The following is a 26,994-nucleotide window of genomic DNA, read 5'->3' as shown; positions in this document are numbered from 1 at the left end:
TGAGCTCGGGGGAAGGGCCCGTCCGGCTTCGTGCCGGGCGGGCCCTTTCTGTGTGTACGGGCGTGTACGGGCGTGTACGGCGTGTGTGCGGCGTCTACGGCGTCGGCCGTGCCGCGGTCTGCCGTGCCGCGTCGATGAGGACGCGGGCCGCCGCCTTCGCCTGCGCGGCGGGCTCGGGGGAGCCGGTGATGCCCGCGACGACCATGGCCCCGTTGGCGAGCAGGGCGAGCTGGTCGGCGAGGGCGGGCGGGGCGCTGAGGGCGTCCGTCTGCTCGGCGAGGTACGCCCGCAGGGCCTCCTTGTGGTCGCGGGCGAGCGTGGCGACGGCCGGGGCGACCCCGCCGAGCTCTCCGAAGGTGTTGATGAACGCGCACCCCCGGAAGTCGGGCTCGGCGAACCAGCCGGCGAGCCAGTCGAAGACCGCCAGTGCCCGCTCGTAGGGCCCGTCGGCGACCCGCGCGCCGTGTGCCGCGAGGGCCTCGCGCACGGCGCTGTCGCGGCGCCGCAGGACCGCCTCGACGAGGAGGTCCTTGGAGGGGAAGACCTGGTAGAGCCGCTTGAGCGAGACCCCGGACGCCGTGCGGATCGCGTCCATGCCGACCGCCTGCACCCCGCGCTCGTCGAAGAGCCGCCCGGCGGTGTCGAGCACCTTCAGCTCGGCGGTTTCCGCGTCCATCGGCCGATCACCCCTTGCGTAGAGAACCATCGTTCTCGTAGCCTACAGGGCATCGGGAGAACGATCGTTCTCCCGCCGGAAACCCGACACCGGAAACGGGGAGTTCCCATGTCCGCCTTCGCCCTGCGCTCCCACACCGTCACCGTCGACGGCCTCGACGTCTTCTACCGGGAGGCCGGCGACCCGGCCAACCCCACGCTCGTGCTGCTGCACGGCTTCCCGTCCAGCTCGCACATGTACCGCGGACTCATGGCCGAGCTGGCCGACAGCCATCACCTGATCGCCCCGGACCACATCGGCTTCGGCGCCTCGGCCGCCCCGTCCGTCGAGGAGTTCCCGTACGGCTTCGAGAAGCTCACCGAGGTCACCCTGGGGCTGCTCGACCGGCTCGGCGTCGAGCGGTTCGCGCTCTACATCCAGGACTACGGCGCCCCGATCGGCCTGCGGATCGCCTCCCGTCACCCCGAGCGGGTGACCGCGATCGTCAGCCAGAGCGGCAACGCCTACCTGGAGGGCTTCACGCCCTTCTGGGACGTCCTCTTCGCCCACGCCGAGGACCGCGCGGCCAACGAGGCCGGGGTACGGGAGCTGCTGACCGCCGAGGCCACCCGCTGGCAGTACACCCACGGGGTGCCGGCGGACCGGCTCGACCGGGTCGGCCCGGAGACCTGGACCCTGGACCAGGCCGGCCTGGACCGGCCCGGTAACAAGGAGATCCAGCTCCAGCTCTTCTGGGACTACCAGTTCAACCTGGCCGGCTACCCGGTCTTCCAGGAGTACTTCCGGACCCACCGGCCGCCGCTCCTCGCGGCCTGGGGGCGCGGTGACGAGATCTTCGGACCCGCCGGCGCCGAGGCCTTCGCGCGGGACCTGCCGGACGCCGAGATCCACCTCCTGGACGCCGGTCACTTCGCCCTGGAGACCCACGGCGAGGAGATCGCCGCGCTCGTCCGCGACTTCCTCGGCCGGCACGTGAAGTGAGGGGGCGGAGGCCCGTGACGCGCCCCCGGCGGCCCGTTGGTCAGGGTCCCGGGGCGGCGCGTAGGGTCACGGGGTGCGCGATACGAGTGAACTGACCGCCGCCGTCGAGCGGTTCGCCGACCGGCTGCGAGCCGCCCCGCAGAGCCGCCTCCAGCGTGGAGCGGCGGCCGAGGGCCTCGCGCTCGCCAGGGAGCTGGCGGCATGCGCCCAGCGCGCCGAGAACCCGGGGCGGGAGCCGCTGACCATGCCGGACGCGGGGGTCTTCGCCGTCGCCGACCAGCTGGTCGTCGCCGGGAACGACCTGGCCGAGATCCTGCGAACGGCCCCGGCCGATTCCCGCGAGGGGGAACTGGGCGAGGCCGTGAGGCTGGTACGGGAGGCGGCGGAGCGCTCGGGGCTCTAAGGCTGTCCGGCGGATCATGGCCGGGGCCGCGCGCCGCCTTGCTGCGTGGGGGCCTGGAGGGACCGGGGAGAGGGCCTGGAGGGGCCTTGGGGGGACCTGGAGGGCCTCGGGAGGGGCCCGGAGGGCTTTTCCAGGGGCTTCGGGGAGCTACAGCGAGGCGATGACGCGGTCCGCCAGGATGTAGACGTTCTCCTCGTCCGTGTCGCCGTACGAGAAGGTGAGCGCGAAGGCGCCCGAGACGCCCGAGCCGCCGAGCAGCACCGGGGTGCGGCCGGAGCGCAGGGCCTCCGCGAGGCGCTCCGCGGTCTCGCGGTGACCGGGGGTCATACAGAGCGTCGTACCGTCCGCGAAGACGTACACGTCCAGGGTGCCGAGCGGGCCGGGGCGCACGTCGGTCAGTGCCGTGCGGGTGTCCGCGAGCTCCTCGAGACGGGACACCGTCCGCTCGTGGTCGGTGACGACCGGGGTCTGCACCGGCACGAAGTCCGGGTGCGAGGGGTGGCGGCGGCGGGCCGCGGCCAGCTCCGCCGAGTCCTCGGGGAACTCGTCCAGCGCGTCGGCGACACCGTCGAGTCCGGCGCCACCGTCGAGCCCGGCCGCCTCGGCCTCCATGGCCTCCAGGGCCATCGCCTCCAGGCCCACGAAGTCGGCCTGGCGCGGGACGAAGAAGGTGCCGTCCTCGACCGGGCCGCCGAGCCCGCCGAGCAGGGACGGGGCGTCGGCCGCGTCACGGGCCTCCTGCGCGGCCCAGAAGGCACGCGCCTCCGCGAGCTCGCGCTCGCGCTCCTCGGCCAGCGCCTCGGCGACCGCGGCCCGTATCTCGGTGGCGGGTGTGGCACGGGCCGCGGGGACCGTGACGCCGCGCCCGACCGCGAGCTCGGTCCGAAGGGTGGCGACCTCCTTGCGGAGACCGCGGACGGTGTGAAGGGCAGCAGCGCCCACGGCCGTGGCAGCGGCCGTGGTCAGCAGCAGGGCAAGAGACATGGCGCTCACTGACGTACTCCCGATTCCGAGTCGATCCCCCGACTTCCTACATCAGCTTGTCCTGGGGTGGTGCCTGCTGTCAGTGCATTACGTCACGAATTGGACAGGTATTTCTACCAGGTGTTTAGTCCCGAAACCCCTCTGACCTGCGAAAACGAACTCCCCCGGGACGTAGGTCACATCCTGGGGGAGATTCGGTCACGGCTCGGACGCGGAGGGGTTGGGAGGGGCGCGTCAGGACAGGCGCGCCAAGGGGAGCGTCGCGGTGGGGGCGTCGGGGTGGGGCGTCAGCTCAGGCGCTCGATGACCATGGCCATGCCCTGACCGCCGCCGACGCACATGGTCTCGAGACCGAACTGCTTGTCGTGGAACTGGAGGCTGTTGATGAGCGTGCCGGTGATCCGGGCGCCCGTCATGCCGAAGGGGTGGCCGACGGCGATGGCGCCACCGTTGACGTTCACCTTGTCCAGGTCCAGGCCCAGCTCCTGGTAGGAGGGGATGACCTGCGCGGCGAAGGCCTCGTTGATCTCGGCCAGGTCGATGTCGCCGATGGTCAGGCCGGCGCGCTTGAGGGCCTGCTTCGACGCCTCGACCGGGCCGAGGCCCATGATCTCGGGGGAGAGGCCGGAGACGCCGGTGGAGACGATGCGGGCCAGCGGGGTCAGGCCGAGCTCGCGGGCCTTCGTGTCCGACATGATCACGAGCGCGGCGGCGCCGTCGTTGAGCGGGCAGCAGTTGGCGGCGGTGACCAGGCCGTCGGGGCGGAAGACCGGCTTCAGGCCCTGCACGCCCTCCAGGGTGACGCCGGCGCGCGGGCCGTCGTCCGTGGAGACGACCGTGCCGTCCGGCAGCGTGACCGGGGTGATCTCGCGCTCCCAGAAGCCGTTCTTGATGGCCTGCTCGGCGAGGTTCTGCGACCGTACGCCGAACTCGTCCATCTCCTGGCGGCTGATGCCCTTCACGCGGGCCAGGTTCTCGGCGGTCTGGCCCATGGCGATGTACGCGTCGGGGACGATGCCGTCCTCGCGCGGGTCGTGCCAGGTCGAACCCTCGGACTCGGCGACCGCGGCCGTACGGGCCTCCGCCTCGGCGAAGTACGGGTTGTGCGTGTCGGGCAGCGAGTCGGAGTTGCCCTTCACGAAGCGGGACACCATCTCGACACCGGCCGAGATGAAGACGTCGCCCTCGCCCGCCTTGATCGCGTGCAGCGCCATGCGGGAGGTCTGCAGCGAGGAGGAGCAGTAGCGGGTGACCGTGCAGCCCGGCAGGTGGTCCATGCCCATCCGCACGGAGACGATCCGGCCCAGGTTGTTGCCCTGCTCGCCGCCGGGCAGACCGCAGCCCAGCATCAGGTCGTCGATGTCGCGCGGGTCGAGCTCCGGCACCTTGGCCAGGGCGGCCTGGACGATGGTCGCGGTGAGGTCGTCCGGCCGCAGGTCCTTGAGGGAGCCCTTGAAGGCCCGGCCGATGGGCGAGCGGGCGGTCGAGACGATCACGGCTTCGGGCATCACGGCTCCATGAGGGTGCGGAGTGAGCGGACTGAAAGGGAAGTTACCCGTACGTACCGCACGGGGTCACCGGGCGGGGCATGTGATGCGGACCTCTTTTCTAAGCGAGCGCTCACTTGGTCGGGCCCCGTGTGGGCAATCGTCCCGCTGGGGCGGGACGATTGCCCACAACGGGTTGGGTTACGCCTGGGCGTCCTCCGGGGCGGGGGCCTCCCCGGTCACCGGCAGCCGCCGCCTCCGCCGGTACTTGAGCAGCGCCCACGGGGCCCGCGCGCCCGTCACCTCCGTGCCCGCCTCCTTCGCCGCCTCGGCCGCCGCCTTCGCCACGGGCAGGATGCTCTCCCGCCGCGCGGGCTCCAGCAGGTCCGCTTCCGGCCACGCGCCCAGCGAGGCGCACAGCGTCGGCAGCACCGCCATCGCCGCCGTCGCGTACCCCTCCGCCGACGGGTGGAAGTTGTCCACCCCGAACATCTCGCGCGGATTCGCCGCGAACTCGGGGCCGAGCAGATCGCCCAGCGACACCGTCCGCCCGCCCTGCTCCACCGCCACGATCGTCTGCGCCGCCGCCAGCTGCCGCGAGGCCCGCCGGGCCAGCCAGCGCAGCGGCTGGTACACCGGCTCGATCGTCCCCAGGTCCGGGCAGGTCCCGACCACCACCTCGGCGCCCGCCGTCCGCAGCCGCCGCACCGCCGCGGCCAGGAACCGTACCGATTCCGTCGGCGACATCCGGTGCGTCACGTCGTTCGCCCCGATCATGATCACGCACACGTCCGGCCGCCCCACCGGCTGGGCCAGCAGCAGCGACACCTGGCGCTCCAGGTCGTCCGAGCGCGCTCCGGACAGCGCCACGTTCCGCAGGACCACCGGCCGCTCCGCCACCGCGGCGAGCCCCGAGGCGAGCAGCGCGCCCGGGGTCTGGCCCGCGCGGCGCACCCCCTGACCCGCCGCCGTGGAATCACCCAGAAGGGCCAGCCGCAGAGGGTCCTCCGTGCCGAAGGCCCGGCCGTACAGGCCGTCCGTCACCGGTGGCAGCGGCGCCGTCCCGTTCCCCACCGACCTCTTCGCCAGCTGCATCTCGGTCAGCAGGAGCCCGACCGCCGCCACACCGAGCAGCCCGATGCTCCCACCGCCGTACGCCGCGCCCGCCGCGATCCGCCGCGCCACCCTCGCCCTCGACATGAGGCCGTCACCTCCTTCAAGCCGTTCAGGGTCTAACTGCCCCGTAAGCCGCTCCGACTACGCATACGCTGGCCACACCATTACGGAGACCCCGGAGATTACGGTGCAATTCCACGACTCGATGATCAGCCTCGTCGGCAATACCCCGCTGGTGAGGCTCAACAACGTCACAGCGGGTATCTCGGCGACCGTCCTGGCAAAGGTCGAGTACTTCAACCCGGGCGGTTCGGTCAAGGACCGCATCGCCCTCCGCATGATCGAGGCGGCCGAGCAGAGCGGTGAGCTCAAGCCCGGCGGCACCATCGTCGAGCCCACGTCCGGCAACACCGGCGTCGGTCTCGCGATCGTGGCCCAGACGAAGGGCTACAAGTGCATCTTCGTCTGCCCCGACAAGGTGTCCCTCGACAAGATCAACGTCCTGCGGGCGTACGGCGCCGAGGTCGTCGTCTGCCCCACCGCCGTGGATCCCGAGCACCCGGACTCGTACTACAACGTCTCGGACCGGCTCGTCCGTGAGACCCCCGGGGCCTGGAAGCCCGACCAGTACTCCAACCCGAACAACCCGCGCTCCCACTACGAGACCACCGGTCCCGAGCTCTGGGAGCAGACGGACGGGAAGATCACCCACTTCGTGGCGGGCGTCGGCACCGGTGGCACCATCTCCGGCACCGGCAACTACCTCAAGGAGGCCAGTGGCGGCTCCGTGAAGGTGATCGGCGCCGACCCCGAGGGCTCCGTCTACTCGGGGGGCTCCGGCCGTCCGTACCTGGTCGAGGGCGTCGGCGAGGACTTCTGGCCCACCGCGTACGACCGGAACGTCACCGACCGGATCGTCGCCGTGTCCGACAAGGACTCCTTCCAGATGACCCGCCGCCTCGCCAAGGAGGAGGGCCTCCTCGTCGGCGGCTCCTGCGGCATGGCCGTCGTCGCCGCCCTGGAGGTCGCCAAGGAGCTCGGGCCCGACGACGTCGTCGTCGTGCTGCTGCCGGACTCCGGCCGCGGCTACATGTCCAAGATCTTCAGCGACGAGTGGATGGCCGACTACGGCTTCCTGGAGGACACCTCCACCGCCACCGTCGCCGACGTCCTGCGCCACAAGGAGGGCGTCATGCCCTCGCTCGTCCACATGCACCCGGACGAGACCGTCGGCCAGGCCATCGAGGTGCTGCGCGAGTACGGCGTCTCCCAGATGCCCATCGTCAAGCCCGGCGCCGGCCACCCCGACGTCATGGCCGCCGAGGTCGTCGGCTCGGTCGTCGAGCGCGAGCTCCTCGACGCGCTCTTCACGAAGCGCGCCTCCCTGGAGGACTCGCTGGAGAGCCACATGAGCGCGCCGCTGCCGCAGGTCGGCTCCGGCGAGCCCGTCGCCGACCTGATGTCCGTCCTCGGCGAGGCCGCCGACGCGGCGATCGTCCTGGTCGAGGGCAAGCCGACCGGTGTGGTCAGCCGTCAGGACCTGCTGGCCTTCCTGGCCAACGGCGGCGCGAAGTAGCAAATGGCCGGGTACGTGGAGCCGTTCGTGCAACTGGTACGAGGGCGACACGTACCCGCAGCACCCGCTTAACACGCGTCCGGCACATTGGTGGTTGTCGGCGTCAAGGACTTCCGGAGCGGCTCCCGGGCCTCCATCGACGCCGCGGACGCGGAGACCGGCCCTGACCCGGGCCCGTGTCCCTCGCGGGGACCGCCGTCGTCCCGCCCCCCTTCACCGGGGGTGCGGCGGTCCCCGCGCTACTCTCCCCTTCCTTCACCCGTTCCCCTCCCGGCACCCGGCTGCATATCCTTATGCAGAGATCTTTGTGGGTGAATAGGTGAAGGGGGCGGCATGAGCGACAGCCCGGCCGGCCGGCTGCAGGCGCTCTTCGAGGGGCACCGGCTGACGCCGACGCAGCGGCGGATCGCGCACTGCATGGTGCGCCGCGCCGCCGACGCGCCGTTCCTGTCCAGCGTCGAGCTCGCCGAGCTCGCCGGGGTCAGCCAGCCCTCCGTGACCCGGTTCGCCGTCGCCCTCGGCTTCGACGGATACCCGGCGCTCCGCCGCCACCTGCGGGAGGTCGCGCCCCCGGAGCCGGGCGCGGCCGAGGGCGAGAACGAGGGGCACAACGAGTACCAGCAGGCCGTGCTCGCCGAGATCGAGAACCTCCAGCACCTCGCCGGGCTGCTCGCCGACCCCGAGCCCGTCGAGCGGGCGGGCCGGCTCCTCGCCGCCTCCCGCCCGCTGCTCGTGCTCGGGCTGCGGGCCGCCTCCTCGCAGGCGCGCGGCTTCGCCTACTTCGCCGCCAAGGTGCACCCCGACGTCCGGCTCCTCGACGAGGGCGGCTCGATGCTCACGGACCGCGTCGACGCGGCCGTACGGGCCGGGGCCACGGCGCTGCTCTGCTTCGCGCTGCCCCGGCACCCCCGGGAGGTCGTCGACGCCCTGGAGTACGCGAGGGCGGCCGGGCTCACCGTCGTGGCGGTCGCCGACTCGGCGTTCGCGCCCGTCGCCGCCCACAGCGACCTGCTGATCCCGGCCGCCGTCGGCACCGGGCTCGCCTTCGACACCGCCTGCGCGCCGATGATGCTCGGCCGGGTCCTCCTGGAGGCCATCGCGGACGAACTCCCGGACGCGCAGGCGCGTCTGGAGGAGTTCGACGCGAAGGCGGCGGCGCGGGGCCTGTTCGTCGACTGACGCCTGTCCGGCGGATCAGGGCCGGACAGGCCCTGGGCCCCCGGAGCGGGCGCGGGTCAGACCTGCAGCTCGGTCGCGATCTTCTTGAGCTGGTGGCGGGCCATCGCCAGGTTCGCGCGCTCCTTGTCCAGGGCCAGGTACATGAACAGGCCGTTCGTGCCCTGAGCCCTGAGCAGCCGGATCAGGTGGTACTGCCGGCCGAGGGTGATCAGGATGTCCTCGATCTCGTCGCCGAGGCCGAGCATCTCCATCGCCCGGACCTTGGCCCGGACCACGTCGGTGTTGCCCGCCGCGGCCACGTTCAGATCGAGCTCCTTGCCGCCGCCGATGGTGCCGAGGGCCATGCCGCTCGTGTAGTCGACGAGTGCCGCGCCGATGGCACCCTCGATCGAGGCGGCTTCCTTGAGGGACGTCTCGGTGTTCGCCATGGGTGTCGCACTTCCTTTTCGTCTTCTGCGTGTTCTTCGTGATCTTCTTTACGGACTTCGGTGCAGGTCTGTACAGGTCGGTTCAGGTCAGTTCGGTTCAGGTCAGTTCAGGTCCTTGCGCTCCAGCGCCCCGTCGACGAGCTCCCCTATCCGGGCGCTGGACCTCCGGGCCTCCAGGTGGAGCCGGCCCACGTTGATCCGGGGCTCGGCGAGCAGCGTCAGGACGGCCGCGCCGCCCGCCGCGTACGTCGCCACGTATCCGCTCTCGCCGCGGACGAGCAGCTCGCGGAAGCGGCCCTGACCGGTGGAGTCGGTCAGCCGCTGGCCGACGCCGAGCGCAGCCGCCGTCAGCGCGGCCACGCTCTCCGCCTCGCCGTCGACCGTGTCGTGGGCGAGCACCAGGCCGTCGGCGCTGGCCGCCAGGGCTCCGGTCAGCTGGGGCAGCCGCGCCCGCAGCCGTCTGAGCTCGCCGAGGACCTCGGTTTCTGCCGTCATGAGCTGTCTCCTCTCGGCGCGCAGGCGCAGGGCACGCCTCATCACAGATGTGCCTCCAGAGCGTCACGGAGCCGGCGCAGCAGGGCGATGTCGGGGTCGGCCACCTGGGGGGCCGCGAGGAGCGGCCGGAGTGGCGGTACGGGGTCGGGGCGGGGCTCCGGCGGGGTCTCGACGAGTCCGGCGGCGGCGAGCCGCCGTATGTCGAGGAGCGTGTGGAAGGCGGGGCGGCCGAGCAGCCGGGCGAGCACCGCCGGGGTCCGCTCCCCGTCGGCGGCGGCGAGCAGGCCGCGCTGCCGGGCGCCGACGGTCTGGCCGGGGGCGGCGGGGCGCGGCACGACCGGGGCGGTGTCGACGGAGGCGTACGGCCAGACGGCGTCGAGGAGTTCGCGGCGGCGTACGGTCTCGCGCTCGACGGCCTCGGCGGAGACCGGCCGCACCGTGCCGAACCAGTGCCCCACCCCGTACCGGAAGCGGGTCGGGCCGCTGGTGGGGGAGAGGGCGAAGAAGGCCGCGTCGAAGACGGCGCCGAGGTGGCAGATCTCCAGCTCGCCGTCGTGCAGCCGGCCGCTGTCGACGAGGAAGCGGCCGACGGCGCGGTGGGCGCCGGCCCGGTCGACGGCCTCGTCCCAGCCCTCGCGGGGCAGCCGCCCGCCGGTGGTGAGGAGGACGTCGAGGCCGGGGGCGGCGGGGCTCTCGGCGTGCACGACCCGGCCGTCGACGAGGTAGAGCGTGCCGTGGTCGCGCAGCAGGGCGCCGGTGGCCCGCTCGGCGGCGAGCCGGACCAGCATCGGGGAGACCGGGGGGACCGGGGGCGCGGGTGGTGCGGCGACGGGGCTCATCCGAGGATCAGCCTTTCGGCGAGGTCACGGAGGCGTATGCGGGCGAGGGCGAGGTTGCCGGTGTCGCGGTCGAGCCAGAGGTGGAGGAAGACGCTGCTGTCGAAGGAGGTCTCGACGAAGCGGAGGACGTGGTAGCCGGCGCGGGTGGTGACGATCAGGTCCTCGACGGGCGGGCCCGGTGGGAGGTCCTCGTCGCCGGTCGTCGCGAAGGAGTCGAACTCGGCGGCGGCGCGCGCGAGTTCGGCGGTCTCGGCGGCGGTGGTCTCATGGTCTCCGGTCGGGGACTCGCCCGCGGTCCCGAGGGCGAGCCCACTGGTCCAGTCGACCAGGGAGGCTCCGCGAGCGCCCGGCAGGGCCATGGCCTCCAGTAGGCACTCGTCGATTCCGGGCACGCAGATTCCCCTCCCGATACGGCGCGCGAACGAACGGCAGTGACGGTGACGTTACTGAACGTTCCGGCGGTCGGGAGGGGTTCTGGCATTTTCCATCGGAACATGCCCGAGGGTGGCGGGAATTGACCGACTGTGCCGCTCAGGCGCGGGACTCCACCGCGTTCGCGATGTCGGACAGGTCCTTCGCGAGCGCCTTGGCGACGGCCTTCGCGCCGAAGCGGGTGACCAGCCGGCCGAGGAATCCCGGGGTGCGGCCGCTCGCCGGCCGGGCCGAGAACGTCATCCGCAGGGTGGTGAGGCCGTCGCCCTCGGGCTTCAGGGTGAGCTCGGAGACATAATGCATGCCGTGCGAGTCGGCGACCGTGACATACCGGTCGGGCGGCTCGCACTCGGTCACGGTCATCTCCTCCGTGGCCTCCTTGCCCAGCATCCGCCGCGTCTCGCGCCAGCGCGTGCCCACCGCGAAGCCGCCCTCGGTGAGCACCTCCACCTTCTCGACGCCCGAGAGGACGCGCGGCATGTCCCGCAGGTCGGTGATGGCCTCCCAGACCCGCCCGGGGGAGGCGGCGACCCGGCGCTCGACGACGACGGACGTGTCCGTACCCGTTCCAGTCATGCCCTCATCGAAGCCGGGTCGCCGCGTCGGCGCTACCCGACGAGCGCGTTCGCCTGCCCGCCGCCCGCCTCCGCGACGATCTCGTCGAGCGTCTGGGGCTTCCTCGCCGTCGAGAACGTCACGGCCCCGTCGTCGGCCACCGTGAAGCCGTGGATCCCGGGCCGGGGCAGGCTGTTGTACGCGTAGTGGTGGGCGAAGTAGTAGGCGCCGGTGTCCGGGACGGCCACGACGTCGCCCGGGTGCAGCAGCGGCAGCGCCCGGCCGGTGGCGAGGAGGTCCCCGGCGAAGCAGGCGGGCCCGGCCACGTCCTGGACGGTGACGTCCCCGGTGCGGGGCCGGCCCTCGGCGTCGTACGCGAGGATCCGCAGCGGCCAGGAGTCGGGGGCGTAGACCGTACGGGTGGCGAGCTGGACCCCGGCGTGGGTGACGGCGATCGGCCGGCCGCCGGAGGTCTTCGTGTACTCCACCCGGGCGAGGATCGTGCCGTGCTTGGCGAGCAGGGAGCGGCCGAACTCGGTGACCAGGCGGTAGCGGCCGTCGAGGAGCCCGGGGGCGGTGTCGGCGAGCAGCCGGGCGTACTCGGCGTACGTCGGCGTCTCCTCGTCGGAGGTGAAGTTCACCGGCAGGCCGCCGCCGATGTCGAGGGTGTCGATCTGCTGCCGGCCGGCCTTGTGGTTGATCTCCTCCGCGAGGGCGTAGGCCTCGCCGACGCCCTCCGCCATCAGGGCGAGCGGGACGCCCTGGGAGCCGGTGTGGGTGTGCAGCCGGGTCAGCCAGGGCCGGTCCAGGTAGGCCTGGACGACGGTCTCGCGGGCGCCCTCGTCGCGGAGCGCCACGCCGAACTTCGAGGTGGCGGTCGCGGTCGAGAGGGCGCCGATGGAACCGGCTCCGACCTGCGGGTTCACCCGGAGCCCGAGCGGCGAGGCGGTGGGCGCGGAGGCGACGAGCGCGTCGAGGCGGGCCAGCTCCTGGAGGTTGTCGGCGTTGACGGCGATCCCCAGCGCGAGGGCCTGGCGCAGCTCGGCGGGGGTCTTCGCGGGGGAGTCGAGCACGGTGTGGGTGGGCGGGACGCCGGCGGCGCGGGCGAGGGCGAGCTCGCCGGGGCTGGCGACCTCGACGCCGAGCCCCGCGTCGTGGAGCAGGCGCAGGACGGGCACGAGGGGGGCGGCCTTGACGGCGAAGGCGTGGAGGACGTGGGCATCGGTGACGGCGGCGAAAGCGCTGGTCAGGGCGGCTGCGGAGGCGCGGATGCCGGCGGTGTCGAGGAGGGCGACGACCGGTTCGGCGGGGGAGAGGAGTCCTTGGTCGACGGAGGCTCGGACGGCGAGATCACGACGGTAGGAGGCCATGTCGTCCATCCCATCACCTCGACTCACCGGTACGCCCTGTTGACTACAACTATTCAGCACGCCAGGATGTGAATATCTAATCGACATTCGAGGAGGCACCGCCATGTCAGGACCCCGCCCCGTACGAGCAGCCCGCGGTACGGAACTGAGCGCCCTGGGATGGCAGCAGGAAGCCGCCCTCCGGATGCTCCAGAACAACCTGGACCCCGAGGTCGCCGAGCACCCCGACAAGCTCGTCGTCTACGGCGGCACCGGCAAGGCCGCCCGCGACTGGCGCTCCTACGACGCCATGGTCCGCACCCTGCGGACGCTGAAGCAGGACGAGACGATGCTCGTCCAGTCCGGCCGCCCCGTCGGCGTCATGCAGACCCACGAGTGGGCCCCGCGCGTCCTCCTCGCCAACTCCAACCTGGTCGGCGACTGGGCGAACTGGGAGGAGTTCCGCCGCCTGGAGCACCTCGGCCTCACGATGTACGGCCAGATGACCGCCGGGTCCTGGATCTACATCGGCACCCAGGGCATCCTCCAGGGCACCTACGAGACCTTCGCCGCCGTCGCCGCGAAGAAGTTCGACGGCACCCTGGCCGGGACCATCACCCTCACCGCCGGCCTCGGCGGCATGGGCGGCGCCCAGCCGCTCGCCGTGACGATGAACGACGGCGTCGCGATCTGTATCGACGTCGACCCGCGCGCCATCGAGCGCCGCATCGAGCACCGCTACCTGGACGTCAAGGCCGACAACCTGGCCCACGCGCTCCAGCTGGCCACCGAGGCGCGCGACGCCCGCCGCCCGCTCTCCATCGGCCTCCTCGGCAACGCCGCCGAGCTGCTCCCGCGGATGCTCGCCGAGGGCGCCCCGATCGACATCGTGACCGACCAGACCTCGGCCCACGACCCGCTCGCCTACCTCCCGATCGGCGTCGCCTTCGAGGACATGGCCGACGCGGCCGCGAAGGACCCGGCCGGCTTCACCACCCGCGCCCGCGAGTCGATGGCGAAGCACGTCGAGGCCATGGTCGGCTTCATGGACGCCGGCTCCGAGGTCTTCGACTACGGCAACTCGATCCGCGGCGAGGCCCAGCTCGCCGGCTACGACCGGGCGTTCGCCTTCCCCGGCTTCGTCCCCGCCTACATCCGCCCGCTGTTCTGCGAGGGCAAGGGCCCCTTCCGCTGGGCCGCCCTCTCCGGCGAGGCCTCGGACATCCACAAGACGGACAAGGCGATCCTGGAGCTCTTCCCGGAGAACGAGTCCCTCCACCGCTGGATCAAGATGGCCGGCGAGCGCGTCCACTTCCAGGGCCTCCCGGCGCGCATCTGCTGGCTCGGCCAGGGCGAGCGCGACAAGGCCGGCGACATGTTCAACGACATGGTCGGCAACGGCACCCTCGCCGCGCCCCTCGCGATCGGCCGCGACCACCTCGACTGCGGCTCGGTGGCCTCCCCGTACCGCGAGACCGAGGCCATGCTCGACGGCTCCGACGCCATCGCCGACTGGCCGCTCCTCAACGCCATGGTCAACGTCGCCTCCGGCGCCTCCTGGGTCTCGATCCACCACGGCGGCGGCGTCGGCATGGGCCGCTCCATCCACGCGGGCCAGGTCTCGGTCGCCGACGGCACCGCGCTGGCCGGCGAGAAGATCCGCCGCGTCCTGACGAACGACCCGGGCATGGGCGTCATCCGCCACGTCGACGCGGGCTACGACATCGCCGAGCGGGTCGCGGACGAGAAGGGCGTCCGCGTCCCGATGCGCGAGGGCGACACCGAGTCCGAGGCCTCGGCGTGAGCGCGAGCTTCCACGCCATGTGGCGGTCGCTGCGGCCCATCGGCCGCAGCGACGCCTCGGGCGGCTACCGCCGCTACGCCTGGACCGGCGCCGACGCCGACTGCCGGCTCTGGTTCCGGATGCAGGCCGAGGCCCGCCGCCTGGACGTCGAGACCGACCGCAACGGTAACCAGTGGGCCTGGCTCGGCGACCCGACCGCCGGTGACGCCGTCGTCACCGGCTCCCACCTGGACTCCGTCCCCGACGGCGGCGCCTTCGACGGCCCCCTCGGCGTCGTCTCCGCCTTCGCCGCGCTCGACGAACTCCGCTCCCGAGGCGTGGTGTTCAAGAAGCCCCTCGCCATCGTCAACTTCGGCGACGAGGAAGGCGCCCGCTTCGGCCTCGCCTGCGTCGGCTCCCGTCTCACCGCGGGCCGGCTGACGAAGGAGCAGGCGTACGAGCTCCGCGACGCCGACGGGATCAGCCTCCCGCAGGCGATGGAGGCGGCCGGCTACGACCCGGCCGCCATCGGCCCCGACCCGGAGCGGCTCTCCCGGATCGGCGCCTTCGTCGAGCTGCACGTCGAGCAGGGCCGGGCCCTGGACCTCTCCGGGGACGCCGTCGGCCTCGCCTCCGCGATCTGGCCGCACGGCCGCTGGCGGTACGACTTCGCCGGCGAGGCCAACCACGCCGGCACCACCCGGCTCGTCGACCGCCGCGACCCGATGCTCACCTATGCGGAGACGGTCCTCGCCGCCCGCCGCGAGGCCGAACTCGCCGGAGCCGTCGCCACCTTCGGCAAGATCGCGGTCGAGCCGAACGGCGTCAACGCGATCCCGTCCCTCGTCCGCGGCTGGCTCGACGCCCGCGCCGCCGACCAGGGCGCCCTGGACAAGGTCGTCACCGGCATCGAGGCGGAGGCCCGCGCCTACGCCGAGCGCCACGGCATCGACCTCACGGTCGTCCGCGAGTCCTTCACCCCGATCGTGGACTTCTCGCACGCCCTGCGCGACGAGCTGTCCCGGCTCCTGGGCGAGAAGACCGGGTCCACCGGGAAGGTCCCCGTCCTCGGCACGGGCGCGGGACACGACGCGGGAATCCTCTCCGAATCGATCCCGACCGCCATGCTGTTCGTACGGAACCCCACCGGCGTCTCGCACTCCCCGGCCGAATTCGCGGCCGAGGACGACTGCGCGGCCGGGGTCCTCGCACTCGCCGACGTACTGGAGGGCCTGGCGTGTCGCTGACGACGTACTGGCTGGAGCACGCCTGGCTCGACACGAACGTCGAGCCGGGCGTCGCCCTGGAGGTGTCGGACGGCCGCATCACCGCCGTACGCACCGGGATCGACACCCCGCCCCCGGGCGCGGTCGTCCTCCGCGGCCTGACGATCCCCGGCCTCTCCAACGCCCACTCGCACGCCTTCCACCGCGCCCTGCGCGGCACCGTCCAGGTCGGCTCAGGCACCTTCTGGACCTGGCGCGAGGTGATGTACGCCGTCGCCCAGCGCCTCACCCCCGACAGCTACTTCGCGCTCGCCCGCGCCGTGTACGCGGAGATGGCGCTCGCGGGCATCACCTCCGTCGGCGAGTTCCACTACTTGCACCACGCCCCCGGCGGTAGCCCGTACGCCGACCCCAACGCGATGGGTGAGGCGCTCATCGCCGCGGCGGCCGAGGCGGGCATCCGCATCACCCTCCTCGACACCGCCTACCTCTCCTCCGGCTTCGGCGCCGCCCCCGAGCGGCACCAGCTCCGCTTCACCGACGGCACCGCCGAGCAGTGGGCCGAGCGCGTGTCGGCCCTCAAGGAGCGGGACGGCGTACGCATCGGAGCGGCGATCCACTCCGTACGGGCGGTCCCGGCGGACCAGCTCGCCACGGTCGCCCGGTGGGCGCAGGACAGGGAGGCCCCCCTCCACGTCCACCTGTCGGAGCAGACCGCGGAGAACGACGCCTGCCTCGCGGCACACGGCCTCACCCCGACGCAGCTCCTCGCCGAGCACGGCGTCCTCGGCCCCCGCACTACGGGCGTCCACAACACCCATCTGACGGACGGGGACATCACCCTCCTCGGCACGTCGACCACCGGCACCTGCATGTGCCCGACGACCGAACGCGACCTCGCCGACGGCATCGGCCCGGCCGTGGCCCTCCAGCGCGCCGGCTCGCCGCTCTCCCTGGGCAGCGACAGCCACGCGGTCATCGACCTCCTGGAGGAGGCGCGGGCCATGGAGCTGAACGAGCGCCTGCGCACCCGCACCCGCGGCCACTGGACGGCCGCCGCGCTGCTCCGGGCCGCCACCGCCGACGGCCACGCGGCCCTCGGCTGGGCCGACGCGGGCACCCTGGCGGCGGGCGCCCTCGCCGACTTCACGACGATCGCCCTGGACACGGTCAGGACAGCGGGACCGGTACCGCGTCTGGCAGCCGAGACGGCGGTATTCGCCGCGTCGGCCGCGGACGTCCGTCACACGGTCGTGGCCGGCCGCCATGTCGTACGGGACGGGGTCCACCACTCCGTACCGGACGTGGCCGCGGCCCTCGCGGACTCGATCGCCGCCCTGCGCGGCTGAAGGAGACACCTCCCACCATGAACACCGGCCCCGCGGCGATGAACAACCCGGCGGCGACCTCCGCCCCCACGAGCGCGAACAGCGCCGTGGCGACGGCCGCCACCGCCATCGTCAACATCGCCAGTCTCGTCACCAATGACCCCTCTCTCGGTGATGGAAGTCCCCTGGGCCTGATCCAGGACGCGGCCGTCGTCATCGAAGGCGACCGTGTCGTCTGGGTCGGTGAATCCAGCAAAACACCCGCCACTGACAACCGGGTCGACGCCGGCGGCCGGGCGGTCGTCCCCGGCTTCGTCGACTCCCACTCGCACCTCGTCTTCGCCGGCGACCGCACTGCCGAGTTCAACGCCCGCATGTCGGGCCAGGCGTACGCGGCGGGCGGCATCCGCACGACCGTCGCCGCGACGAGGGCGGCGTCCGACGAGGCGCTCTCCGCGAACGTGGCCCGCTTCATGCGGGAAGCCCTCCGCCAGGGCACGACCACCTTCGAGACGAAGTCCGGCTACGGCCTGACCGTCGAGGACGAGGCCCGCGCCCTGCGGATCGCCGCCGAGCACACCGACGAGGTGACGTACCTCGGCGCGCACATCGTCTCCCCGGACTACGCGGACGACCCGGCCGCCTACGTCGAGCTCGTCACCGGCGAGATGCTCGACGCCTGCGCCCCGTACGCCCGCTGGGTCGACGTCTTCTGCGAGAAGGGCGCCTTCGACGGCGACCAGGCCCGCGCGATCCTCACCGCCGGCAAGGCGAAGGGCCTCCACCCCCGGGTGCACGCCAACCAGCTCACGTACGGCCCCGGCGTCCAGCTGGCGGTCGAGCTGGACGCGGCCAGCGCGGACCACTGCACGCACCTGACGGACGAGGACGTGGACGCCCTGGCGTCCGGGAACACGGTCGCCACCCTCCTCCCCGGCGCCGAGTTCTCCACCCGCGCCGAGTGGCCGAACGCCCGCCGCCTCCTGGACGCGGGCGTGACCGTGGCCCTCTCCACGGACTGCAACCCGGGCTCCTCCTTCACGTCCTCCGTCCCCTTCTGCATCGCCCTCGCGGTACGGGACATGGGCATGACCCCCGACGAGGCCGTCTGGTCCGCCACGGCCGGCGGCGCGGCGGCCCTCCGCCGCACGGACGTCGGCCGCCTCACCCCCGGCGCCCGCGCGGACCTGACCGTCCTGGACGCCCCGTCCCACGTCCACCTGGCGTACCGCCCGGGCGTCCCGCTGGTGGCGGAGGTCTGGCGGAAGGGCGTCCGTACGGTCTGAGTGACTGGCAAGGCGTCAAAAGTGGCGGACGACAGTCCGATTGGCCACAGGGCGCGGTTGAGTAGGGGTACTCATGTGGGCGACCCCCGGTCGCTCGCATGATTCCCGCATGAGAACTCCGAACCGCCTCGCGAAGATCGTCCTGGCCGCCGCGCTCGGCAGCATGGCCCTGACTGCCTGCGGCACGGAGGACGCCACCGGCAGGAACCCGGTCAAGGCGTCCGCCGTGGGCGTCGATGCCGCGCAGACGTCGAAGCCGACGCCCTCGCCGACGTCGACGCGGCCGCTCCCGTCGGACGACCTGGCGACGCACCCCGACCCGGAGATGCGCTTCCTGGCCCTGTTCTCCCGCGTCCTGGACGGCTGCGTGCCGGGCGGTCTGCCCGAGCCGCCCGCCGACCCGGCCGCGGACGACGCGACCCCGCCGCGGAACCTGCCGGGCGGGCCGAAGCCGGAGGAGCCCGGGGACCTCTCGGTCCCCCCGGGCGCCCCCGAGCCGCCGTCCTCCCCGGAGCCGGCCCCCACGAGGTCCGGCCCCGTCGAGGAGGTGCCGCTGACCCCCACCGACAAGTGCGTCGGTGACGCGCACGTCCAGCGCATCCGCGAGGCGTTCGACGGCGCGGGCCCGGCCGACCAGCCGGCCCTGCGGGAGAAGCTGACCGCCCTGGACTACCCGCCGGCGCGCATCCACCGCATGCCGGACCACGGCGGCTCGCCCCGCGCCCGGATCGACCTGCGCTTCATGGGCAACAACCTGATCCTGGAGGTCACCGGCACCGGGAGCGGGGTGCTCGTCGAGCCGTTCGGGGCACCGGAGACGATGGACGTGGACGTGGCCAAGGTGAAGCGGAAGCCCGGCGCGGACGCCACCGCGTCCTGACCGTCAGCCGGTCGCCAGGGACCTCACGAGGGACTCCGCCGACCCCAGGGCCGCCACCTCTTCGGACGTCAGGCTCGGGTCCGCCGCGCGGCGGGCGCGGGCCGCCGTGAGGTGGGGGAGGAGCGGGGTGCGGACGGCCGCGAGGAGGGCGGCGAGGCCCGCGCGGGCGCCGGGGGCGTACGGGGCCGGGGAGACCGCGACCTCCGCGAGGATCAGCGCGGACATCGCGCAGTCCAGGCCCGGCGGGCCCTCCCACGCCGTCTGCCAGTCGATGACGACGGGGCCCCCGGGTGTGAGCACCACGTTCCCCGGGTGCAGGTCCAGGTGCAGGAGGCGCGTGTCCGGGCCCTCGCCCGGCAGCGCGTGCAGGCGGGTGAGGAGCTCCGCGATCAGCTCCCCCGTCGGCTCCGGCTCGTACGTACCGGCCAGCAGCGCGTCCAGGAGCGACGGCCCCGTGAGGCGCTCCATCACCAGGTCGGGGCCCTCGGCGTGCAGCACCGCCGGCACCGGGTAGCCGCGGTCCGTCAGCCGTGCCATCACCCCGGCCTCCCAGGCGGTGTCGTCACCGTCCCGGTACCTCCGCAGGACCCGGTCCCCGGCCTCCTCCAGCGCGTAGACATCCGCGGTCCTGCCCTGCCCGATGATCTTCAACTGGCCCTCCCCGTCCGCCCCTTGCCCACCTGTGGTCCCACGTGGCCGCCGCCTCGACGCAGGCGGTCACGGAATGGTCGAGTATGCCTGCCGGGGAGGGGTTCGGACCGGTACCGTCCTGTCCTGGCAGTACTCAGGGGACCGGGGGGTCGGCAAGGTGAGTGCTTTTCGTGTGCGGATCGTGAGGCCGGGGGAGCTGAGCGAGCGCGAGATCGAGGGGTGGCGGGTGCTGCGCGCCAAGTCCGGCGCGCCGGCCAACCCCTTCATGGAACCGGAGTTCACGCAGGCGGTCGCCGAGGTGAGGCCCCGCTCGCGGGTCGCCGTCTGGTGGGAGGACGACGAGCCGGTCGGCTTCTTCCCGTACGAGAAGGGGCCGTTGGGGCAGGGCCGGGCCATCGGCTTCGGTGTCTCCGACAGTCAGGGCGCCGTTCTGCGCGCCGGGCTGCGACCCCGCGCCCGCGCCGTGCTGCGCGCCTGCGGGATCGCGATGTGGGAGTTCGACAACCTGGAGGACGGTCAGCCCGTCTTCGAGGGCGCCGTCACCGAGTCCTTCGCCTCGCCCGTGATCGACGTCGGCGAGGGGTACGCGGCCTACGAGGCGCTGCTCCGCGTCCAGTCGCCGAAGTTCCTCAGGACCACCCTGGCCAAGGAGCGCAAGCTCGGCCGCCAGGCGGACGGTGAGGTGCGGTTCGTCTTCGACGAGCGCGACCCGGCCGCCCTGCGCACCCTCATGGAGTGGAAGTCCGCCCAGTACCGCAGGACCGGGCGCGGTGACCGCTTCGCCAAGGAGTGGATCAACACCCTCGTCCGGCGCCTCCACGAGCAGCGCACGTCCGGCTGCTCCGGCGTCCTGTCCGTGCTGTACGTGGGGGAGCGGCCGATCGCCGCCCACTTCGGGCTGCGGTCCGAGACCGTGCTCTCCTGCTGGTTCCCCTCGTACGACCCCGAGTTCGCGAAGTACTCGCCCGGGCTCGTCCTCCATCTGCGGATGGCCGAGGCCGCGGCCGCCGCCGGGATCGGGATGCTGGACCTGGGGCGCGGCGACGCCGAGTACAAGGACGCGCTGAAGACCGGCGAGCTGACGGTGTGCGAGGGGGCCGTCTTCGTCCCGGGAGCGCGGGCCGCCCTGCACTGGCTGGGGCGCGAGCCCGCCCGGCGCGCGCACAGCTTCGTCCGCAACCGGCCCGCCCTCGCGGCCCGGGCGCGGACCGCGCTCAACGGGGTCGCCCGGCTGCGGGGGAATCGTTAGCCGCGGCCTGCTGGTGGTGCCGGTGGTGCCGGTGACCGCCGTGATGCCGGTGACCGCCGCAATGCCGGTGGTGCCGGTGGCATCGGCGAGGCCGTGTCCACCGCCTCCGTAGTCGTCGAGTCCGTGCCCGCCGCCGTACCTCCCTGGGGGATCCCCGTTGAGCAGCCGACCGCCCCACTCCATCTCCGTCGCCGAGCTCGATCTCGCCGCGCCGGACGGGCCCGTCCTCTCCTTCCGTCCCGTGCCCGGCGGGCCGGAGCTCGCGCCCGGTGACGTCTACGCGCTCGTACGGGTCGAGGGGCGTCCCGCCGCCACCGTCCTGGGCGCGGTCGCGGAAGGCGAGGACCCCGCCGAGGTGCTCGCCGCCCTCGCCCGCGGGAGGCTCGCGGAGGCCGGGCCCCGCACCGACGCCGAACGCTTCGCCGCCGTCCGGCCGCTGGCCAGGCCCGACATCCTGGACTGGAACCGCAAGGGACTCACCCCGCCCCGCGCCTCCGTGATCGTCGCCACCCGTGAGCGCCCCGAGTCCCTCGCCCGCGCCCTCGACTCGCTCCTCGCCCAGGACCACCCCGACCACGAGCTGATCGTCGTCGACAACGCGCCCCGCACCACCGACACCCACGACCTGGTCACCGGGAAGTACGCCGACCGCGTCCGCTACGTCCGCGAGGACACCCCGGGGCTCGCCGTCGCCCACAACGCCGGCCTCGCCGCCGCCGACGGCACCGTCGTCGCCTTCACCGACGACGACGTGATCGCCGACCCGCACTGGCTGACCGCCCTCAGCGAGCCCTTCGCCGCCGACCCCGGCCTCGGCTGCGTCACCGGCCTGATCCTGCCCGCCCGGCTGAGCACCCCCGCCCAGATCCTCCTCGAATCGCACGGCGGCTTCGCCAAGGGCTTCGCGCCCCGCCTGTACGACCCCGCGCACCCGCCCGCCGACGAGCCGCTCTTCCCCTTCACCGCGGGCAGCTTCGGCTCCGGCGCCAGCATGGCCTTCCGGACCGCCGCCCTCCGCCGCGCCGGCGGCTTCGACCCGGCGACCGGCACCGGGACCCCGGCCAGGGGCGGCGACGACCTGTACGCCTTCGTCGCCGTCCTCTCCGCCGGCTTCCGGCTCCGCTACACACCCGAGGCGCTCGTCTGGCACCACCACCGCGAGACCTGGCAGGACCTGCGGAACCAGGCGTACGGCTACGGCGCCGGGCTCACCGCGTACCTCACCGCGACCCTCGCCCGCCGCCCCCGCATGCTGCCCGCGCTGCTCACCCGGCTGCCGCGCGGCCTCGCGTACGCCCGGACCATGACCGCCCAGCGCGGGGAGGGCGACGGCGGAGTCCCCGGCGAGCACGGCACCCAGCACCACCCGTGGCCCCGCAGCCTGTCCCGACTGGAGCGGCGCGGCATGCTCTACGGCCCGATCGGATACGCGAAGGCCCGCGCGAAGGCCCGCGCGCGAGCCGGTCTGCGGAAGGGGGCGGCCCGATGACGAACAGACCCGTCTCCACCCGCATACCCGTCCTCCTCTACCACGCCGTGATGGAGGACCCGCCGGACTGGATCGCCGAATTCACCGTCTCCCCGAAGGAGTTCGCCTCCCAGCTCGACGCGATCGTCGCCAGCGGCCGCACCGCGATCACCGTCGGTACCCTCGCCGGACACTTCGCCACCGGCACCCCGCTGCCGCCCCGCCCCGTCGTCCTCACCTTCGACGACGGCTTCGCCGACCTCGTCGGGCCGACGGCCGAGGCGCTCGCCTCCCGCGACCTGCCGTCCACCGCGTACCTCACCACCGGAGCGATCACCCCCGGCCGGCCCTGCCTCCTGCCGCCCGCGCCGATGATGACCCTCGCCCAGGCCCCGCGCCTGGAGCAGTACGGGATGGAGGTCGGCGCCCACACCGTCACCCACCCGCAGCTCGACACCCTCGCGCCCAAGTTCCTGCGGCGCGAACTGCGCGAGGCGAAGGCGGTCCTGGAGGACGTCCTCGGACACGAGGTGCGGCACCTCGCCTACCCCCACGGCTACAACAGCCCGGCCGTGCGGCGGGCCGTCGCGGCCGCCGGATACACCTCGGCGGTCGCCGTCCGCCACGCGCTCAGCTCCGAGTCGGACGAGATCTACCGCATCGCCCGGCTCATCCTGCGCCGTGGCCACACCGTCGCCGACATCGAGCGGTGGATGGAGGGGCGCGGCGCGAAGGCCGCGCCGTACCCGGACTCACTGCCCACGGTCGGCTGGCGGATGTACCGCAGGGCCCGCGCCCTGCTCAACGGGCCCGAGTTCGCCGGCTGAGCCACACCGCCCGACCGCTACCGGAAAGATCATCAACTCCCTTGCGGGGGCCGGGGATTGAATGTGCGTACATAACCGAAGTACGTTCCTTTGTTTCACCAAGGGGACAGTGGGGGGAGAGCCGTCGTGCAGCACCATGTGCCAACAACACCGGTGAACGGGAGCGACGGCGTGCCGCCGCAGCCCTCCCCGAAGGACCAGGAGGCCGCGGGGCGGGACGCCGCGGGGCGGGACCCCGCCGGCCAGGACTCCGCCGGCCAGGACGCCGTGGCAGGGGACGGTGCGGAACGGGCCTCCGCGGGGCGGGAGTCCGGGGCCGCGACGCGCGGACGCCGGACCGGCCCCGCCGCCCTCCTCCGCTCCCCGGCCGCCCTCAACCTGGCCCCCCTGCTCGTCGCCACCGCGCTCTGGCTCTGGGCACTGCCCCGCATCGACTTCCGGAGCATCGAGGAGTTCGGCCTCCTCGACCGCTTCCCCCTCGGCTTCTACGCCGCGCTCGCCGTCCTGACCTGCGGCTTCGTCATCACCCTGCGGCGCGCGGGCACCGCGCGGCTCTGGCCCGCCACCTACTGCGCGGCGATGCTCGTCGCCCTCAAGGCGCCGCCCGCGATCCTCTACGACACCGTCCGCTACGCCTGGGCGTCCAAGCACGACGCGATCATCAGCCGGCTGCTCACCGAGGGCACCGTCCACCCCGGCCGCGAGCTCTCCGGCGGCATGTCCGCCTACGACCAGTGGCCCGGCTTCTTCTCCCTCGACGCGGCCCTCGTCCGCGCCTTCGGCGTCGACGCCGCCGCCTCCTTCATCAACTGGGCCCCGGTCGCGCTCGGTCTGCTCACCGTGCCCGTCCTCATCCTCGTCTACCGCACGTTCAGCGACGACTGGCGGCTCGTCTGGACCGGCGTGTGGATCTTCCAGCTGGCGAACTGGGTCGGCCAGGACTACCTCTCCCCGCAGGGCTTCTCGTACCTGCTCTACCTGACCGTCTTCGCCGTCGTCGTCCGGCACTTCGTCCTGCCCGGCTCGGCCGGCGCGCTCCGCGACCGCTCGGCGCTCGACCCGGCCGCCGCGGCCGTACCGCCGCCCACGACCACCCGGCAGCGGGCGGTCGCCGTCCTCTTCCTCGCCCCGATCGTCGTCACCATCAACGCCTCGCACCAGCTCACCCCCGTGATGCTGTGCGCGAGCCTCTTCGCCCTCTGCCTCACCCGCCGCTACCGCAACCTCGGCCTCCTCGCCACCACCGGCCTGATCATGCTGGTCTGGAACCTCACGATGGGCCGGGAGCTCTTCCTCGACACCCTCGGCACCCTGCGCGAGAAGGCCGGCGACCTCCTCGGGAACTCCCGTCCCGGCTTCGCCGGCGACCCCACGGGCCCCGGCCCGGAGCTCGTCGGCAACGCCAACGTCCTGATGGTCCTCGCCCTCGGCGGGCTCGCCGCCGCCGCCGTCCTGCTCCGCCGCAAGCTGGCCCGCAGCGCCCTGCCGCTGGTCCTCGCCGCCGCCGCACCCCTGCCGATGTTCGCCGTCAACGACTACGGCGGCGAGATGATCTTCCGGGTCTACCTCTTCGGCCTGCCCGGCTCGGCCTTCTTCGCCGCCGCCGCGCTCGTCCCCGCCGCCGGGGCCGCGAGCCGCGCCGCCGCCGTCGCCCGCCGTACGGCCGCCGTCGCCCTGCCCGTCACCCTCGTCGCCATGCTCGCCGGCTTCCTGCCCTCGTACTACGGCAAGGAGGGCATGCACTACGCGCCCCCTGGAGAGACCGCGCTCACCCGCCGCGCCTTCGACCGGGCGCCCGACGGGGCGCTGATCCTCGCCGCGACCGGCGCCTTCGCCGACTCGTACTACCGCTACGACCACTACGAGCGCTGGTTCTTCACCGAGCAGGAGGTCGACGAGAACCTCCGCATGCTGAAGGACCCGGCCGGTTACCTCGCCGGCGGCATCCCGGCGGGCCGCCCGGCCTACGTGATCCTCACCCCCACCCAGGGCGAGGCCGTCATCGGCGAGGGCTACCTCCCGGAGGGCGGCTTCGACACCCTCCGCGATTCGCTCAAGAGATCCCCGCTCTTCGGGGTCGTGGAGGAGAGCCGGTACGGGCTCGTCCTCCGCTACCGGCCCACGACCGGCGGCTGAACCCGCCCCCGCCCGTACGCCCCCGCCCGTACGGCGCGGACCGCCCGGCGCGCACCGACAGCGCGAACCGACAGCGCGAACCGCCCACCGCACGCCGCCCACCCCAGACCACACGCACGAGGAGTAGGTACGCCATGGCCCACCCACGCCTGACCCCGCGAGTCCAGCGCAGAGCCGCCCTCGCGGCCTCCGGATGGGTCGCCCTCGCCGCGACCGCGTTCCCCGGCGGCTCCCCGCTGCGCTGGATCCCCGTCCTCGCCTTCGTCGTCCTCGCCCCGGGCCTCGCCCTGCTGCTCCCGCAGCCCCTCGGACTGCGGCCCGGCGCCCGCCTGGAGGCCCTGGCGCTCGCCGCGCCCGTCAGCCTCTCCGTGGCCACGATCACCGCGACCACCCTGTTCCTGACGAAGGCCTTCTCGCTCACCGTCTTCCTCGTCGTCCTCGCCCTCTTCGTGAGCGTCGCCGCCACCCTGCCCGGTGTGCCGCTGCCGGCCGCCACGCGCGGCGCCGTCGAACGCGACGGTTCCCCCCGAACCTCCCCGTTCTCCTCCAGGTTCCGCAAACGAAGGCCCGGTGGGGGGCGATGACCGGGCGGCACGCCAAGGGGGACGCCTGGACCCGGCTCGCGGTCGCGCTGGCCGCCGTCGGCGCGCTCACCGCCGGCATAGGGGTCTGGGCGACCCTCGCCGAGGGAGACGACCGCTGCGCCCCGGACGCCTCGCTCGTCGCACCGTGCGGTGCCTGGTGGGGGGCGTACATCCCGTACGACAGCGACAGTTCGCTCACCCGGCCGGTGTACGCCTTCGAGAAGAAGATCGGCCGCAAGCTCGACCTCGTCTACACGTACCACGACATGTCGGGGAGCAGGGCCGACGGCGAGCTGCTCACCCCCGACGAGCGGGAACTCGGCCGCGAGCGACTCCTCATGCTGGCCTGGGAGTCCACCGTGTGGACCGAGAAGCACCACGCCAACTGGACCGAGAGACAGCTCGGCTGGAAGAACATCGCCGCCGGGACGTACGACACCTCCGTCATCGACCCGCAGGCCCTCCGCGTCAAGGAGTACGGCAAGCGGGTCTTCTTCGCCTTCGACCAGGAGGCCGACTTCCGCATCGAGCAGGGCGCCGGGACCCCGGAGGAGTACGTCGCCGCCTACCGCCACGTCCGTGACCGCTTCGAGAAGCTCGGCGTCACCAACGTGGTGTGGGTCTGGACCGTCTCCGGCTGGACCGGCAACGCCGCTCTGATGAAGAGGCTCTACCCCGGAGACGACTACGTCGACTGGATCGGCATGGACCAGTACAACTACTACCTCTGCCACAAGTCGCCGGAGTGGCTCGACTTCGACAGGAGCCAGCGCCCCGGCTACGACTGGCTCCGGAAGAACATCTCCGCCGACAAGCCCGTCATGCTCTCCGAGTTCTCCACCGCCCCCGACCCGAAGCGGCCGGAACGCCAGCGCGACTGGTACACCGCGATCCCGAAGGTGGCGCCGACGCTGCCCAAGGCCAAGGCGTACGTGCACTGGAACCGTGCCGTGCCCGGCCCCGGCTGCGACCTGACGATCGACTCGGGCCCCGGCCTGGAGGGCTACCGGATCGCCGGCCAGGACCCGTACTTCCGGCAGGACGTCCGGGACGTACCGGGCCGCTGACCTCCCCGC

26 protein-coding genes are annotated in these 26,994 nt (G+C 73.1%); 15 read left to right on the top strand and 11 right to left on the bottom strand.

Going from position 1 to position 26,994, the window contains the following annotated elements:
- Positions 1-94: 94 nt before the first annotated feature.
- Positions 95-676 (bottom strand): TetR/AcrR family transcriptional regulator, encoded by a 582-nt coding sequence (locus OG361_RS15900; protein WP_405854079.1) that lies wholly within the window; start codon positions 674-676, stop codon positions 95-97.
- Positions 677-784: 108 nt separating this feature from the next.
- On the opposite strand from OG361_RS15900, the gene OG361_RS15895 reads away from it, so the two are divergent.
- A complete protein-coding gene (locus tag OG361_RS15895) occupies positions 785-1,657 on the top strand; it encodes an alpha/beta fold hydrolase (protein WP_405854077.1) in 873 nt (290 codons plus the stop codon).
- Positions 1,658-1,730: 73 nt separating this feature from the next.
- Positions 1,731-2,060, top strand: coding sequence for a hypothetical protein (locus tag OG361_RS15890; protein ID WP_405854075.1), 330 nt, complete (start codon positions 1,731-1,733; stop codon positions 2,058-2,060).
- 147 nt (positions 2,061-2,207) lie between these two features.
- Here OG361_RS15890 and OG361_RS15885 read toward each other — a convergent pair whose 3' ends face one another.
- The 3 genes from OG361_RS15885 to OG361_RS15875 all read right to left on the bottom strand — a co-directional run bounded on the left by OG361_RS15885 (position 2,208) and on the right by OG361_RS15875 (position 5,731).
- Complete coding sequence (locus OG361_RS15885; RefSeq protein ID WP_405854073.1) at positions 2,208-3,053, bottom strand: hypothetical protein; 846 nt, start codon at positions 3,051-3,053, stop codon at positions 2,208-2,210.
- 278 nt (positions 3,054-3,331) lie between these two features.
- Positions 3,332-4,552: an acetyl-CoA C-acetyltransferase gene (locus OG361_RS15880; RefSeq protein WP_405854071.1), complete on the bottom strand. Its 1,221-nt coding sequence runs from the start codon at positions 4,550-4,552 to the stop codon at positions 3,332-3,334.
- A gap of 180 nt (positions 4,553-4,732) precedes the next feature.
- Entirely contained in the window at positions 4,733-5,731 is a 999-nt protein-coding gene (locus OG361_RS15875) for an SGNH/GDSL hydrolase family protein (RefSeq protein ID WP_405854069.1), read from the bottom strand.
- 103 nt (positions 5,732-5,834) lie between these two features.
- Here OG361_RS15875 and OG361_RS15870 point away from each other — a divergent pair, with 103 nt between their 5' ends.
- Complete coding sequence (locus OG361_RS15870; protein ID WP_405854067.1) at positions 5,835-7,223, top strand: cystathionine beta-synthase; 1,389 nt, start codon at positions 5,835-5,837, stop codon at positions 7,221-7,223.
- Positions 7,224-7,556: 333 nt separating this feature from the next.
- Positions 7,557-8,402 carry a MurR/RpiR family transcriptional regulator gene (locus OG361_RS15865; RefSeq protein ID WP_405854065.1) on the top strand — a complete coding sequence of 282 codons (846 nt, stop codon included), beginning with the start codon at positions 7,557-7,559 and terminating at the stop codon, positions 8,400-8,402.
- Positions 8,403-8,458: 56 nt separating this feature from the next.
- Here the strand turns inward: OG361_RS15865 and OG361_RS15860 are convergent, their stop codons facing one another.
- The 6 genes from OG361_RS15860 to OG361_RS15835 form a co-directional block, all read right to left on the bottom strand.
- Positions 8,459-8,830, bottom strand: a complete 372-nt coding sequence (locus OG361_RS15860; protein ID WP_384564855.1) for a hypothetical protein — start codon at positions 8,828-8,830, stop codon at positions 8,459-8,461.
- 102 nt (positions 8,831-8,932) lie between these two features.
- Positions 8,933-9,325 (bottom strand): roadblock/LC7 domain-containing protein, encoded by a 393-nt coding sequence (locus OG361_RS15855; RefSeq protein WP_384564853.1) that lies wholly within the window; start codon positions 9,323-9,325, stop codon positions 8,933-8,935.
- A 41-nt stretch (positions 9,326-9,366) separates the two neighbouring features.
- Positions 9,367-10,164, bottom strand: a complete 798-nt coding sequence (locus OG361_RS15850) for a transcriptional regulator (RefSeq protein WP_405854063.1) — start codon at positions 10,162-10,164, stop codon at positions 9,367-9,369.
- Entirely contained in the window at positions 10,161-10,556 is a 396-nt protein-coding gene (locus tag OG361_RS15845; protein WP_405854061.1) for a hypothetical protein, read from the bottom strand. The genes OG361_RS15850 and OG361_RS15845 overlap by 4 nt, the downstream gene beginning before the upstream one ends.
- A 139-nt stretch (positions 10,557-10,695) precedes the next feature.
- Entirely contained in the window at positions 10,696-11,172 is a 477-nt protein-coding gene (locus OG361_RS15840) for an SRPBCC family protein (protein WP_405854059.1), read from the bottom strand.
- Between the two features lie 32 nt (positions 11,173-11,204).
- Positions 11,205-12,530 (bottom strand): diaminopimelate decarboxylase, encoded by a 1,326-nt coding sequence (locus OG361_RS15835; RefSeq protein ID WP_405854057.1) that lies wholly within the window; start codon positions 12,528-12,530, stop codon positions 11,205-11,207.
- 94 nt (positions 12,531-12,624) lie between these two features.
- Here OG361_RS15835 and hutU point away from each other — a divergent pair, with 94 nt between their 5' ends.
- From hutU to OG361_RS15810, 5 genes are all read left to right on the top strand, one after another.
- On the top strand, positions 12,625-14,304 hold the full coding sequence (gene hutU / locus OG361_RS15830) for a urocanate hydratase (protein WP_405854055.1): 1,680 nt from the start codon (positions 12,625-12,627) through the stop codon (positions 14,302-14,304).
- Positions 14,301-15,530, top strand: a complete 1,230-nt coding sequence (locus OG361_RS15825) for an allantoate amidohydrolase (RefSeq protein ID WP_405854053.1) — start codon at positions 14,301-14,303, stop codon at positions 15,528-15,530. Before hutU ends, OG361_RS15825 begins: the two co-directional genes overlap by 4 nt.
- On the top strand, positions 15,521-16,858 hold the full coding sequence (locus OG361_RS15820; RefSeq protein WP_405854051.1) for a formimidoylglutamate deiminase: 1,338 nt from the start codon (positions 15,521-15,523) through the stop codon (positions 16,856-16,858). The genes OG361_RS15825 and OG361_RS15820 overlap by 10 nt, the downstream gene beginning before the upstream one ends.
- Before the next feature lie 17 nt (positions 16,859-16,875).
- Positions 16,876-18,123: an imidazolonepropionase gene (gene hutI / locus OG361_RS15815; protein ID WP_405854049.1), complete on the top strand. Its 1,248-nt coding sequence runs from the start codon at positions 16,876-16,878 to the stop codon at positions 18,121-18,123.
- Between the two features lie 109 nt (positions 18,124-18,232).
- Complete coding sequence (locus OG361_RS15810) at positions 18,233-19,003, top strand: hypothetical protein (RefSeq protein WP_405854047.1); 771 nt, start codon at positions 18,233-18,235, stop codon at positions 19,001-19,003.
- Positions 19,004-19,006: 3 nt separating this feature from the next.
- Here the strand turns inward: OG361_RS15810 and OG361_RS15805 are convergent, their stop codons facing one another.
- Positions 19,007-19,654, bottom strand: a complete 648-nt coding sequence (locus OG361_RS15805) for a phosphotransferase (protein ID WP_405854045.1) — start codon at positions 19,652-19,654, stop codon at positions 19,007-19,009.
- 157 nt (positions 19,655-19,811) lie between these two features.
- On the opposite strand from OG361_RS15805, the gene OG361_RS15800 reads away from it, so the two are divergent.
- The 6 genes from OG361_RS15800 to OG361_RS15775 all read left to right on the top strand — a co-directional run bounded on the left by OG361_RS15800 (position 19,812) and on the right by OG361_RS15775 (position 26,985).
- On the top strand, positions 19,812-20,903 hold the full coding sequence (locus tag OG361_RS15800; protein WP_405854043.1) for a GNAT family N-acetyltransferase: 1,092 nt from the start codon (positions 19,812-19,814) through the stop codon (positions 20,901-20,903).
- Positions 20,904-21,060: 157 nt separating this feature from the next.
- The gene (locus OG361_RS15795; RefSeq protein ID WP_405854041.1) at positions 21,061-22,392 is read left to right on the top strand and encodes a glycosyltransferase; all 1,332 of its coding nucleotides are present in this window, start codon (positions 21,061-21,063) and stop codon (positions 22,390-22,392) included.
- Positions 22,389-23,198 (top strand): polysaccharide deacetylase family protein, encoded by an 810-nt coding sequence (locus tag OG361_RS15790; protein WP_405854039.1) that lies wholly within the window; start codon positions 22,389-22,391, stop codon positions 23,196-23,198. The genes OG361_RS15795 and OG361_RS15790 overlap by 4 nt, the downstream gene beginning before the upstream one ends.
- A gap of 171 nt (positions 23,199-23,369) precedes the next feature.
- Positions 23,370-25,334, top strand: a complete 1,965-nt coding sequence (locus OG361_RS15785) for a hypothetical protein (RefSeq protein WP_405854037.1) — start codon at positions 23,370-23,372, stop codon at positions 25,332-25,334.
- A 134-nt stretch (positions 25,335-25,468) separates the two neighbouring features.
- Positions 25,469-25,918: a hypothetical protein gene (locus tag OG361_RS15780; protein WP_384564810.1), complete on the top strand. Its 450-nt coding sequence runs from the start codon at positions 25,469-25,471 to the stop codon at positions 25,916-25,918.
- Positions 25,915-26,985: a glycosyl hydrolase gene (locus OG361_RS15775; RefSeq protein ID WP_405854035.1), complete on the top strand. Its 1,071-nt coding sequence runs from the start codon at positions 25,915-25,917 to the stop codon at positions 26,983-26,985. The genes OG361_RS15780 and OG361_RS15775 overlap by 4 nt, the downstream gene beginning before the upstream one ends.
- The last annotated feature ends 9 nt before the right edge of the window (positions 26,986-26,994 follow it).

Source organism: Streptomyces sp. NBC_00090, assembly GCF_045160815.1.
In the GTDB taxonomy this organism is placed as follows: Bacteria; Actinomycetota; Actinomycetes; order Streptomycetales; family Streptomycetaceae; genus Streptomyces.
Note: the sequence above shows the minus strand (reverse complement) of the source record. Positions and strands in the feature narration are given on the sequence as shown.